This is a genomic window from Flavobacterium faecale (genome assembly GCF_003076455.1).
GTDB lineage: Bacteria > Bacteroidota > Bacteroidia > Flavobacteriales > Flavobacteriaceae > Flavobacterium > Flavobacterium faecale.
The window spans coordinates 88,185-100,933 of the sequence record NZ_CP020918.1 but is presented as its reverse complement, the minus strand read 5'-3'; the positions used below and the strand labels follow the sequence as shown (position 1 = coordinate 100,933).

The window sequence follows — 12,749 nt, the reverse complement described above, 5'->3', positions numbered from 1 at the left end:
TTTCAAAGATGTTATACCAAAGAAGTAGTCAGCTTTTTGCTGAAGCAGAACAAGTAATTCCAGGTGGTGTAAACTCTCCTGTGAGAGCATTCAAAGCCGTAGGTGGAACGCCAATTTTTGTAAAAAGTGCCAAAGGTGCTTATTTGTACGACGAAGATGGAAATCGTTTAATCGACTATATCAACTCATGGGGTCCAATGATCTTGGGTCATGCTTATGAGCCAGTAGTAAATGCCGTGATCGAAAAAGCCAAACTAGGAACATCTTTTGGAATGCCAACCGAATTGGAGACACAAATTGCTGCATTGGCGGTGTCTATGGTACCTAATATTGATAAAATTCGTTTTGTAAATTCAGGTACAGAGGCTTGCATGAGTGCAATACGTTTGGCGCGAGGGTTTACCAAAAGAGATAAAATAATCAAATTCGCAGGCTGTTACCACGGACATTCTGACTCATTTTTGATTCAGGCAGGTAGTGGTGCCATAACTTTTGGTTCGCCAAACAGTCCGGGAGTAACAGCAGGGACTGCCAAAGATACTTTGTTGGCCAACTACAATGATATAGAGAATGTAAAAGCTGTAATCGAAGCCAATAAAGACGAAATAGCAGCTATTATCGTGGAGCCAGTGGCAGGTAATATGGGTTGTATTCCTCCAGTAAAAGGCTTTTTGGAAGGGTTGAGAACTTTGTGTACTGAAAACGGAATACTGCTCATCTTTGATGAAGTAATGACTGGTTTTAGATTGGCAAAAGGAGGCGTACAAGAATTGTCTAATGTTGATGCAGATATCGTTTGCTTCGGGAAAGTAATTGGGGGTGGTTTGCCTGTAGGTGCTTTTGCTGCACGTGCCGAAATTATGAATTACTTAGCACCTCTAGGTCCAGTTTACCAAGCAGGAACATTATCAGGAAATCCGTTGGCTATGGCAGCAGGATTGGCGATGTTACAAGCCTTGAATAATGATGCTGCGATTTTTCAGCGCCTAGCAGACAAAACAGCGTATCTAGCGTCTGGGATTGATAAAGTTCTAAAAGCAAATAATGTAGCATTTACCATTAATACTATCGGTTCGATGATATCAGTACATTTTGATGCAAATCCGGTAGTCGATTTTAAAACTGCTGCCAAAGGGGATAATGAAACTTTTAAAAAGTTTTTTCACGGTTTGTTGCAAGAAGGTATTTATATCGCACCATCTGCGTACGAGACATGGTTCATCACTGATGCGCTTACGTATGAAGATTTAGACTTTACTATTAATGCTATTGATAAGGTTTCGAAAAGTTTTTAATACTGCCGTGCTATATAAATTAAAAAACTTCCGGTAATACCGGAAGTTTTTTAATTAGTAAGCATTTTAGAATTTAATTATTCTTCAGATTCTCCACTTTCTTTTTTCTTTTTGCCTTCACCGTTACCTTTTCCTTTTGGTCCCATGTTTGCTTTCCATTTTTCAAATTGTTCAGGAGTCAAGATAGTTTTCATCTTTTTTCCTGCTTCTTTCATTTTTGCTCTGTTTTCCTCTTTACTTTCAGGATTATCTTTCATCGCTTTTTGAATGGTTGCTTGCTCTTCTAGCACAGGTAAAATTTGTTTTTGTTGATCTGCTGTCAAAGTCAATTCCTCAGTCATTTTCTTAACACGCATTTCAGTAGTTACTTCGTGACCTTTTTTCTTTTTACCTTCTTGTGCAAATCCTGAAATCCCAATTGCTACTAAAGCAACAATAAATAATTTTTTCATTTTTGTTTTATTAAGTTGTTTACAGAGATAAGACATATGAAATGTAAAATGGTTTAATGATTCGTGAAAAATTAACATAATTTTAATTATTAAGAAAATCAAGTGACATTCTAAAATGCGAAAATCCCGTCTTCACACGGGATTTTAGTTTGTGATGAGAACAGGTAAACTATTGACCAGCTTCTTTAGCAGCTTTTTCTTTTTCTTGCAATTGTTTTCTTAAATCCTTTTGTTCAGCAGTTAAGATCATTCCAATTTTTTTTCCTAATTCTTTGTTTTTAACTTTATTGTCTTCTTCATGGTCTGCATTCGCTTTTGTATCTGCTTTTAACGCAAATTGTTCTTCAAATAATGGCTTTAATTTAGCTTGTTGGTCAGCTGTTAATGACAATTCCGTTGTCATTTTGTCAAGCATTTTATCAGCTCCAGTCTTTTTTTGAGCAAATCCAGTTAAACTTGCAGCTAGTAAAGCTACGATCAATAATTTTTTCATTACGTTTTTTGTTTATAGTTAAGTCGCTTTTTGGTACTAAAACAGCTTTGCATAGTAAGTTTTAAAAGCGGGATAAATGTATTGATATTTTAAATTGGTAATTGAAAATAGTTGTTAAATTATTTTATATTTTTTTAACAATAAAATTTAGTATTCCTTAGTTAGGGTTTTGAAATATTTAGTTTATGATCTTTATTTAACATAGTGGTTGTGATTATTAGGTTCTGCTGTTTTCTTGATTGTATAGAGACTAGAGTTTATGGTTTTTTGATCTTGAGATATTTATAACAAAATATATTACGTCTACTTTTATGTTAAAATTAGGTTTTACTATTACCTAACAATTAAGATAATGGTATATTTGCACCGTGAAAAAAACCGTAGTCATATTAATCCTCTTCATTCTAGCAAAACCATTTTTGCCGATAGTAGATTATATTGTGAACTACGATTACATTTCAAAAGTACTTTGTGAAAACAAAGAGAAACCAAAACTACATTGTAACGGTAAATGTCATTTGATGAAAGAGCTTGCCAAAGCTTCAAATGAAGACCAACAAAAATCATCGGATAAAAAACAGAATGTTAAACCTCTAGGAGAACTTTTCTTCGAAGATGTAAATCCTTATGTTTTTAATAATTCGATCGATGCAAAAGATCAAGAAGATACAGCTTTGTATCCTAATTTTTATTCGTCTATAAATTCTTCTTTAGTATTTCATCCACCCATTTCTTAATTTAATTTTTTAGGATAATTGCGACTTGTACACTTTTATGGATTTACCATAAGAGCAGTCTTGTTTGCATCTCAACAATTCAACATTAAATTAAAATTCAAGAAATAAAATTAAAATGAAAAATACAATATATAGATGTTTAGCAGTTTTGGCAGTGAGTTTATTTACAGTTTCATGTTCAAACTCAGACGAAGAAGCCATTACCGGAACAGGAAGTTTAAATATTGAATACGATAATGCATTTGGGTCCAACGATTTAATTTTGCAAACACAAGCTAATACTACTTCAAACGGTGAAGTGTTGAAAATCAACAAAATAAAATACATAATCAGTAACATCGTATTGACCAAAGACGATGGTACTGTTTTGACTTACCCTAAAAGCGAAAGCTATTTTATTATTGATGAGGGTACAATAGGTGCACAAGTGGCGGAATTAAAAAATATTCCAGCAGGTAACTACACGAAAGTGAAATTTGGAATTGGTGTTGATAAAGCTCAGTTTGATTTAGGAGCAACTGGTCAAGGTGACTTTTTGACTACAGCCAATACAGCAGGTATGTTATGGAACTGGACCTCAGGTTACAAATTCCTTGCGTATGAAGGAACATTTACGAGCCCAACACAAACTACAGCAGCTCCTTTTACTATTCATACAGGACAAACAGGAACTGATTATAATTATACAGAGGTTACTTTAGACCTGCCTACAAATGCACAAGTACGTACGACGATTACGCCTGACGTGCACTTAATTGTTGATTTGAGCAAAATCACTGATGGAACAAATAAAATTAATCTTTCTGAACAAGCAACCATTATGGGAGGTGCCAAATTGCCTTTAATTGTTAAGAATGTTGAGCAAATGTTTAGAGTAGATCACGTACATAACGACTAATTATAAACAAAACACATAACTATTGCCCATTAGGGACAATCTACCTTATGGGTAATAAGGTGTTTTAAATAACAATAAGATGAAAATAAAATTTGTTTATTTGCTTCTACTGTTTGCTTTTATTGGTTGTGCGAGTGATCAAGATGATCAGTATGTAAATGTTCCATTAGCTTTTGAGGTGCCTTCCAATTTTCCTGCAGTTGCCTATAATGTTAGTCTCAATCCACCCACTGAAAAAGGTTTTGAACTTGGTAAAAAACTTTTTTATGATGGTAGATTGGCTTCAGACGGTATTGTTTCTTGTGGTTTTTGCCACATTCAAGAAAACGGATTTACCCACCACGGACACGTATTTAGCCATGGTGTTGGTGAGGGTCTGGGGACAAGAAATACACCTTCTATTCAAAATTTTGCATTTCAGTCTGTGTTTATGTATGATGGAGCAGCAGTCAATTTAGATTTACAACCCCTAATTCCATTATTGAGTGCTATAGAAATGAATGGTGACTTGGCCACAATAATGGCTATGATGAAGGCCGATAAAACCTATGTGAACCTGTACAAACAAGCTTTTACAGACGGACAAATAAATTCTGAAAACATGCTCAAAGCCATGTCGCAATTTATGGTTATGATGGTATCATCCAATTCTAAATTTGATAAATATAGAAGAAATGAAACAGGTGGTGCTTTTACCTCTGACGAACTTTCGGGTTATACTATCTTCAAATCAAAATGTGCTTCGTGCCATGCCACCGATTTAATGACTGATCACAGTTTTAGAAACAATGGCCTTGCCGTTAATCCAAAAATCAATGATTTAGGGCGTTTCAAAGTCACCGAACTAATCGGGGATTACTACAAGTTCAAAGTGCCTAGTTTGCGTAATGTAGAGGTGACCGCACCGTATATGCATGACGGAAGATTTGGTACACTAGAAGCAGTAATGGATCATTACGATTCTGGAGTAACCGTTTCGGCAACACTTGATCCTATTTTAAATCAGAATGCTACAGTAGGAATACCATTGTCAGCGACAGAAAAGGCGCAACTCGTACTTTTCCTAAAAACATTAACAGATAATCAATACCTAACGGATAAACGATTCTCAGAATTTTAAAAAAATGACAAACAGCAAGTTTTTTTTAATACTATTTATCATCGCTCTAAAAATGAACGGTGCTGAGTTGCCAAAAGATAAAGTTAATGCTTTCACTTTTCAAAAGATGCTTTTTTCTTCAACCATGATGGAAGACGATTGCGATGCCTGCGGATGTTCTGCAGCGGGTGGTAGCATGGGTTTCAGCTCTATGTTAAACAATAACTTTGTTGGAGTACGCTACTTTTATCAAAGTTATACTTCCAAAGACGGAATTTTTGACAATTCCCCTTGGATTGACGAAAACTTTCACACGACACAAATCTGGGCACGTATTCCAATTACGCCAAAAATTCAGCTTACAGCCTTAGTGCCGTACCAAGATCACACCCGCAATCTAACATCTGGAGTCGCTAATATCAGTGGTTTGGGAGATATCACCTTAATGGCAACCTACACGGTCTTAGAAACCATGGCCGATTCTACTTCGATTTCCAACCGTATTCAATTGGGTGGAGGAGTAAAATTACCAACGGGTAAGTTTGATGCCGCTAGCAATTCAGGAACCATCAACCAAGGTTTTCAAGTCGGGACAGGTAGTTTAGACTATTTACTATTGGCAGAGCACCAATTGAGTTGGGACAAATGGGGACTTAATTCGATGCTGAATTACAACATTAAAACCGAAAATAAAAAAGATTACCAATTCGGAAATCAATTCAATTATGGATCAACTTTGTTTTATATGATGAAAACAGAGAAAATGACCTACGTGCCACAACTTGGCTTGGCGGGCGAAGTCTATAAAACCAATTGGCAACGTGGACAAGTACTCCCAAATACAGCAGGTGATATTTTCTTTAGCAAAATCGGAATCGAAATCGGTCGTGATAAATTCAGTTTAGGAGCCAATGTCATGCTACCAATCAATCAAAATCTAGCAAGCGGACTCATGGAGTCCAATTACAGATTGGGTTTCAATCTTAATTATTCTTTATAGCAGTATTCCCAATTTGGGCGTGCCGGCAATACAAAAAATGGGCTCTTCACTTTGCGGTGAGGTGCCCATTTTTTGTATTGCCGTCGGGCTTTCCGCTCCGCCGCGGCGGAAAGCTGCAATCCCTCACGCAAACCTGTGCTTGCCACACGAGTTGAATGTCCAAATTAGACATAGAATATATTTTTGACAAAAAGCTATGCTATTAAAATGACTAAAGTCTAATAGTCCTAATATGCGCAGTAATTTGGAATCACTAACACGTTTTTTTCATTCGACAAATTCGTCGAATTAGACTTTTAAGTCTTTAAATTCGTGACAATTCGTTGTCCCGACGCTTCGGGAAGTGTCAACTTTTTTTTAAAAACATTATTTTGTTCTATTAACTACGATCTTCGTAATCGGTATGACATTTTTTGAGCCTTTCTGCCCGCAGGTTCATCCCAAAACAACCCTTCGATCCTTCGATGCAAAAAAACTTTGCGCCTTTGTGCCTTAGCGGTAAACAGATTCGTATTTTTGAGAAAGTATTTCAAAACTCCAATCATGGTCACTATTCAAGAAGCATTTTCGATTCTAAAAAATAATCTACCCGAGCCAAAAGTTCAAAAAATTTCTTTATCAAAAGCTAAAAAGCACATTCTAGCTGAAGATTTGATTGCTCCAATCAGTATGCCGCCTTTTCGCCAATCTGCGATGGACGGCTTTGCACTTGCGCTTCACGAAGGATTGGAATATGAAATAGTGGGCGAAATAAAAGCAGGAGACACACATCAAGTAGCATTAAAAGCAGGTCAAGCCGTGAAGATTTTTACAGGAGCTCCCGTGCCAGATTCGGCAACTGCTGTCATGCAAATCGAGAAAGCAACCGTATCTGGCAATATTTTAACATTGGAGGAACATCCTAATCAAGAGCAAAACATTCGTCCAGTCGGAGAGCAAAATCTAAAAGGTGATTTAGCTTTAAAAAAAGGAACTTTACTCAATGCCGCTTGTATTGGTTTTTTGGCTGGTCTAGGTTTTACCGAAGTCAATGTCTTTCAAAAACCCAAAATCGGAATCCTAGTAACGGGAAACGAGTTGGTACAACCTGGTTTACCATTAGAATTCGGAAAGATTTACGAGAGCAATTCCATAATGCTAGACATCGCCTTGCAAGAAGCTTTTTATGATAACAATACAATTTACAGGGTAAACGACGATTTCGAAAACACCAAAAATAAAATAGCAGAAGCCTTGGCAGAAAATGACGTAATTTTAATATCGGGAGGTATTTCAGTTGGAGATTATGATTTTGTAGCCACAGCACTCGAAGCACTTGCGGTAGAGACACTATTCTACAAAGTCAAACAAAAACCAGGTAAACCATTGTTTGCAGGAAAACTAAAAGATAAAATGATCTTTGCTTTACCCGGAAATCCTGCTGCTTCGCTTACCTGCTTATATGTGTACGTGCTCCCAACGTTGCACATGCTCTCAGGTCGCGCACTAGAATACGGACAAACTGTCCCAAAAAAATTAACCCATGATTTTACGGTAAGCAATGCACGAAATCAGTTTTTAAAAGCGCATATCGTAGATAATGAAGTTACTGTTTTAACCCATCAAAATTCTTCTATGCTCAATACTTTTTCTGTCTCAAACGGATTGATGTATGTTGAAGATGGCGGATATCAATTAGCAAAAGGAACTGCTGTTGAGGTGTATGTGATTTAATTAAAAATACCTGAGGGTCATATAAACGCTCAGGTATATTTGTTTTTGAAAATTATTTTTTAATAAACTTCTGTTGCATTTTTTCGTTTCCAGAAACAACTTCAATGAAGTATAATCCTGAAGCAAGATTTTCAACATTTATTTGATTGGCAGCTTCTTTTTGTTCGATAATTATTTTTCCCAATGCATTGGTTATAGTTATTTTATCAATTACCAATTTGTTTTCTATTTGTACGTTGAGCAAATTGTTGACAGGATTAGGATAGATTCGAACTGGTGAATTTGCAGCAAAGTCTTTTAGACCAAGGGTAGTGAAATCGGTATAAATTTCAACGTAGTTAGCATCAGACACTAAGGTCATAAACATAAGTGTTTTGAACGGGTTGGCGGAATACCAAATGTAGTCTATTGAGCTGCTTGAATACCTAGTATCTTGGCTTTTTACTCGGATTACATTGGTGAACGTTTCGTATGGAGTGATAAGCGTTCCATAACCATCATAAGTAGCTGTAATAGTTTCTATTGAGGATTGCCCAACGTCTTGAGAGCTATCAGTAAATGTTTTTCCGTATGTGTAGGGAAATTCAAAAATTGTTAAATGATCTACTTCTTGTGATATCGCATCGCTATCTGCTCCACCTTCCGATTCAAGCTTTGTTGTTGTAATAGTGTTATAGGAGTAATAAGTAGGGGAGTTGTCATTGTAGGTGGATTTTACAACAAAATTGGATAAAGGAAAACTGCTTTGATAAGGAGTCGACTCTTTTGGTACAATACTAGAAGTACCTCCTAATGTTAAAGGGCTTATCGCTGAGAAATCCCAAGTTTTATTGGCGCCAGCTTTACCTGCGGATAGTCCAGGTATGTCGTTTCCTGAATATACATTAGCACTGTATTTATAATTAAAATCGGTTGAGTTTAATACGGGCTGTGCCAGAGCGCCAAAGTAGCTTAGTGATGAAGCAATAAGGAGCATGTAGTTTTTTTTCATATAATTTTGGTTTGTAAATTTGTTAGGGTTTAAAAATAAGGTAAATGTAGTCTTATTAAATAATACTTAATAATTTTTTTAGAAGCGAAGAATCATTTTAATTTCTTATTAAAATAGCTTGTAAAGTTGTTTGTTACTATTTTTTTCATTTTCCACTTGCTTTCTTTTTTATAAAAATCCCTTTCGTTATATTTGTAAAAGTATAACGGTTAATAATTCGTGCCTTGAAAATAAAAAGTAAAATTTGGATGGAAACAGATGACGGTATGGTCATCAGCGAAGGCCGCGTCAAATTATTGAAATTGATTGCCGAAACGGGCTCGCTCAACAAAGCCGCAAAAGCCATGGAACTTTCATACCAAAAAGCATGGAAATTGGTCGACGTTTCTAATAAATCAGCAAAACATCCTTTGATAGAAACCCAAGTGGGCGGCAACAAAGGTGGTGGCACAGTGCTAACGCCTTACGGAAAGTCGTTAATTGACGCTTTCGAAAAAATTAATGCCAATTGTTGGGAGTTTCTAGATACCGAATTTAAAAAATACGAATTATAGTTATGGTGAATTTATTAGACATGCCATTGTTGCTTTTATTATTACCAATTGTAGCGTTCTTGTATGCAAGCGTCGGGCACGGTGGTGCGAGTGGGTACTTGGCCTTGATGAGTGCTTTTGCATTTCCAGAAACCTTTATGAAACCGACCGCTTTGGTGCTCAATATATTGGTTTCAGGGGTTTCATTTTATTTTTATTTTCGACAAAAAGAATTCAAATGGAATCTCTTTTATCCGTTTGCTGTGACTTCTATACCGTTTTCCTTTTTAGGAGGCTATTTGACGGTTTCGGGCTATTATTACAAAATCATTTTGGCAACCGTTTTAATTTTTGCAGTCATGCGATTATTGGGGTTGTTGGGTAAAGAGAAAAAAGAGGTTCGAGAACTAAATCTATATGCAGCTCTTATTGTAGGAGCAGTTATTGGTTTTCTATCAGGATTAATCGGTATCGGTGGCGGAATTATTTTAAGTCCCGTGATTATTTTAATGGGTTGGGGAACTATGAAGCAAACAGCGGCTGTATCGGCTTTGTTTATTTTGGTGAATTCTATTTCAGGAATAACAGGCTTTTTATCCAAAGGAGGAGAATTGCCTGAATCCTCTTTACCACTAGTGGGAATAGTTTTCGTCGGAGGATTTTTTGGTGCTTATTATGGTAGTAAAAAGTTCAACTCAGTAGTGCTTAAAAATGTATTGGCAACGGTTTTGGCAATCGCGATTTACAAATTATATGTTACAGCGTAGGGAATAAGTTAAGAGGTATGAGTTAGAAGTTATTTGATTGGTGTAGGATTATCTAGTTTTTAACGATAGCTGGAACCATTACGTTAATAAATAAAAGTTACTGTTTTAAGGTATCGATTCTAACTCATATCTTATAATTCGTGAATCAAGAATAACACAAAAGATTATGGAAAACAAGTACACGGCATACATTCTAGCAGGAGGAAAAAGCCAGCGAATGGGATCAGACAAAGGGTTACTTATGCTAAATGGTAAAACATTTGTGAGTCATATTTACGAAGCTTTGGAACCAATTGTTGGAACAAATATTGTGGTTATTACAGCCAATCCTGATTATGATTCGTTGGGTTTTACAAGAATCGAAGACTTGATTGATGACAAAGGTCCGGTTGGTGGTATTTACACAGCATTAAAGCATTCAAAAACAAAATTCAATTTTATTTTGAGTGTCGATGCACCATTAGTTAGCACAGATTTATTGCAATGGCTTGCAGACAACCATGAGGATTCATACATGATGACGCAAGTGCAAGTGGGCGATAAAGCTAGTCCGTTGATTGCTATTTATGATCGCTCGTGTAAAGCTGCTTTTGGAGAACACATGGCCGGAAAACAGTTAATGCTCCGAAAAGTAATCGAAGATTTAACTCATCAAACGCTTATTGTTCCCGAAAAATGGAGCCAGCAAGTTCAAAATATTAATACTCCGGAGGAGTATAAAAAAATACAATAATGATTCTAAATACTAAATATTTCGGTCTCATTGCAGACATTACCAATAAGAAGGAGGAGCAATTAAATTTGGAACAAACGCAAATATCTGTGGCTTCTTTGAAAGCTTTCATGGAAAATAATTATCCTGATTTGAGAAAAACCTCTTATTCTGTTGCTGTAAATCAAGCGATGGTTGGAGTCGATACTAATTTGAGTGAGAAAGATGTAATTGCGTTTTTACCACCGTTTGCGGGAGGATAATTCCCCCTAACCCCCGAAGGGGGAATTTCAATGTAAAATGAAAAAAGATATAGTTCAAAATTCAGTTGCTGCTGTTCCCCCTTTGGGGGCTAGGGGGCGCTATAATCGTCAAATCATCCTTCCTGAAATAGGGCAAGTTGGTCAGCAAAAATTGGCTGAGGCTCGTGTGTTGGTCATTGGTGCGGGTGGTTTGGGCTGTCCGGTTTTGAAAAATTTGGCAGCGGCGGGTGTTGGGTGTATTGGCATTGTGGATGGTGATGTAATTGAAGAATCCAATTTGCACCGACAAATGTTATACAATTTGAGCCATTGCGGAAAAAGTAAAGCAGAAACGGCTTCGAAGGTGATTCGTGAAATGAACCCAGACGTAAAAGTCACTGTTTATAATCAGTTTTTTAATCGAAAGAATGCATTTGAAATTGTAAGTGATTATGAAATTATAGTGGATTGTACCGATACGATTCCGATTCGATATTTGATTAATGATGTGGCGGTTTATAAAAAAATCCCCGTAGTGTATGCTTCCATTTATCGGTTTGAAGGACAGGTTTCGGTTTTTAATTACCAAAATGGACCGAGTTACCGCTGTTTGTTTCCTGAAAATCAAGAATTAGACCAAGTAGCCAATTGTGAAACGATGGGTGTTTTGGGTGTTTTGCCCAATACATTAGGTGCATTTCAAGCAACGGAAGTATTAAAAATGATATTAGGTGTTGGAGAAGTATTGTCTGGAAAGTTAATGCTATATGATGCACTTTGTTTTCAAACGCAAATTATCGCTTTCGCTAAAAATCCAAAAGCGATTGAAAAAAGTGTCATCAACGGAAGTCTTCTTTTTAATCAGAAACAAGTTGATGAGGGATTAAATATTGATGCATTTTTCGAAAAAATAAATTTAGAAAATATCATGATTATTGATGTTCGTCAACCGAATGAACAACCTGCTTTTAATGAAAAGAATGTGATTCAAGTTCCGTTAAAAGAGTTAGAAAAGTATAGTCAGACGATTGATAGAAAGTTAGAAATTGTACTGTTTTGCAATACAGGACAACGAAGCCAAAATGGCGTAGAATATTTAAAAAAACAAGGATTCAAATCGGTTTTCCATTTGGAGAAAGGGATTCAGTCTTTAGGAAAATATAGAAAATAAAAATTATGTCATCAGATAAACCAAAGAAAAGCTCCTTTATTCAGGGGCAAATAAGTTCAGATTTTATTGGGAATTCGATTGCGAAACACCAAACGAAAACGTCAATAGGCGCTCACAATATTTTTTTAGGTCAAGTTCGTGCCGATGTTATAGATGGAAAAACCGTTGTGGCAATTGAATACTCGGCTTATGAGGAAATGGCAGAAAAATCTTTTTACGAAATTAGAGAAGCAGCTTTCGCTAAATATGAACTGACTTGCATGCACATTTATCACAGTTTGGGAAAAGTAAAAGCGGGCGAAATCTGTTTATTCGTTTTTGTTTCGGCCCCAAGACGAAAAGTAGTGTATGAAGCTTTGGAGTTTTTGGTGGAAGAAATCAAAAAGAGTGTGGCTATTTTCGGGAAAGAGATTTTTGAAGACGAGAGCTATAGCTGGAAAGAGAATTCTTGAATAGAAAAAAGAAGTTAGAATAGAATCTTTTGATTTTTAAACTAAACTTGAATTTAAATCAGATTTGCGTGAGGGATTGAAGAGGAAATCCTTTTTCGGGGCTTTTTTTGCCCCAAAAAAGATTGGAACGAAAAGCCCGACCCGTAGGGACACGCCCAGAATAATATTTTTACAACAGTGCTAAAAGCCAAGAG

15 protein-coding genes are annotated in these 12,749 nt (G+C 36.2%); 12 read left to right on the top strand and 3 right to left on the bottom strand.

Going from position 1 to position 12,749, the window contains the following annotated elements:
- Positions 1-8 precede the first annotated feature (8 nt).
- A complete protein-coding gene (gene hemL / locus FFWV33_RS00455; RefSeq protein WP_108739064.1) occupies positions 9-1,295 on the top strand; it encodes a glutamate-1-semialdehyde 2,1-aminomutase in 1,287 nt (428 codons plus the stop codon).
- Positions 1,296-1,372: 77 nt separating this feature from the next.
- Here the strand turns inward: hemL and FFWV33_RS00450 are convergent, their stop codons facing one another.
- Both FFWV33_RS00450 and FFWV33_RS00445 read right to left on the bottom strand, forming a co-directional pair.
- A complete protein-coding gene (locus FFWV33_RS00450) occupies positions 1,373-1,747 on the bottom strand; it encodes a hypothetical protein (protein ID WP_159085949.1) in 375 nt (124 codons plus the stop codon).
- Between the two features lie 169 nt (positions 1,748-1,916).
- A complete protein-coding gene (locus tag FFWV33_RS00445) occupies positions 1,917-2,240 on the bottom strand; it encodes a hypothetical protein (protein WP_108739062.1) in 324 nt (107 codons plus the stop codon).
- Positions 2,241-2,659: 419 nt separating this feature from the next.
- Here FFWV33_RS00445 and FFWV33_RS00440 point away from each other — a divergent pair, with 419 nt between their 5' ends.
- The 5 genes from FFWV33_RS00440 (at position 2,660) to FFWV33_RS00420 (ending at position 7,687) form a co-directional block, all read left to right on the top strand.
- Complete coding sequence (locus tag FFWV33_RS00440; protein ID WP_245891604.1) at positions 2,660-2,977, top strand: hypothetical protein; 318 nt, start codon at positions 2,660-2,662, stop codon at positions 2,975-2,977.
- A 115-nt stretch (positions 2,978-3,092) separates the two neighbouring features.
- Positions 3,093-3,875 carry an MbnP family protein gene (locus FFWV33_RS00435; protein ID WP_108739061.1) on the top strand — a complete coding sequence of 261 codons (783 nt, stop codon included), beginning with the start codon at positions 3,093-3,095 and terminating at the stop codon, positions 3,873-3,875.
- A 79-nt stretch (positions 3,876-3,954) separates the two neighbouring features.
- Positions 3,955-4,995: a cytochrome-c peroxidase gene (locus tag FFWV33_RS00430; RefSeq protein WP_108739060.1), complete on the top strand. Its 1,041-nt coding sequence runs from the start codon at positions 3,955-3,957 to the stop codon at positions 4,993-4,995.
- A gap of 4 nt (positions 4,996-4,999) precedes the next feature.
- Positions 5,000-5,974 carry a transporter gene (locus FFWV33_RS00425; RefSeq protein WP_245891602.1) on the top strand — a complete coding sequence of 325 codons (975 nt, stop codon included), beginning with the start codon at positions 5,000-5,002 and terminating at the stop codon, positions 5,972-5,974.
- A 543-nt stretch (positions 5,975-6,517) separates the two neighbouring features.
- Entirely contained in the window at positions 6,518-7,687 is a 1,170-nt protein-coding gene (locus tag FFWV33_RS00420; protein WP_108739058.1) for a molybdopterin molybdotransferase MoeA, read from the top strand.
- A gap of 52 nt (positions 7,688-7,739) precedes the next feature.
- Here FFWV33_RS00420 and FFWV33_RS00415 read toward each other — a convergent pair whose 3' ends face one another.
- Complete coding sequence (locus tag FFWV33_RS00415) at positions 7,740-8,678, bottom strand: T9SS type A sorting domain-containing protein (protein WP_108739057.1); 939 nt, start codon at positions 8,676-8,678, stop codon at positions 7,740-7,742.
- 248 nt (positions 8,679-8,926) lie between these two features.
- On the opposite strand from FFWV33_RS00415, the gene FFWV33_RS00410 reads away from it, so the two are divergent.
- The 6 genes from FFWV33_RS00410 (at position 8,927) to FFWV33_RS00385 (ending at position 12,555) form a co-directional block, all read left to right on the top strand.
- Complete coding sequence (locus FFWV33_RS00410) at positions 8,927-9,232, top strand: winged helix-turn-helix domain-containing protein (protein WP_108742413.1); 306 nt, start codon at positions 8,927-8,929, stop codon at positions 9,230-9,232.
- Positions 9,233-9,234: 2 nt separating this feature from the next.
- Entirely contained in the window at positions 9,235-9,978 is a 744-nt protein-coding gene (locus FFWV33_RS00405; protein WP_108739056.1) for a sulfite exporter TauE/SafE family protein, read from the top strand.
- Between the two features lie 166 nt (positions 9,979-10,144).
- Positions 10,145-10,711 carry a molybdenum cofactor guanylyltransferase gene (mobA, locus tag FFWV33_RS00400; RefSeq protein WP_108739055.1) on the top strand — a complete coding sequence of 189 codons (567 nt, stop codon included), beginning with the start codon at positions 10,145-10,147 and terminating at the stop codon, positions 10,709-10,711.
- Positions 10,711-10,953: a MoaD/ThiS family protein gene (locus tag FFWV33_RS00395; RefSeq protein WP_108739054.1), complete on the top strand. Its 243-nt coding sequence runs from the start codon at positions 10,711-10,713 to the stop codon at positions 10,951-10,953. Before mobA ends, FFWV33_RS00395 begins: the two co-directional genes overlap by 1 nt.
- A 37-nt stretch (positions 10,954-10,990) precedes the next feature.
- Positions 10,991-12,103, top strand: coding sequence for a HesA/MoeB/ThiF family protein (locus FFWV33_RS00390; protein WP_108739053.1), 1,113 nt, complete (start codon positions 10,991-10,993; stop codon positions 12,101-12,103).
- Positions 12,104-12,108: 5 nt separating this feature from the next.
- Positions 12,109-12,555 (top strand): molybdenum cofactor biosynthesis protein MoaE, encoded by a 447-nt coding sequence (locus tag FFWV33_RS00385; protein WP_108739052.1) that lies wholly within the window; start codon positions 12,109-12,111, stop codon positions 12,553-12,555.
- Positions 12,556-12,749: the final 194 nt, after the last annotated feature.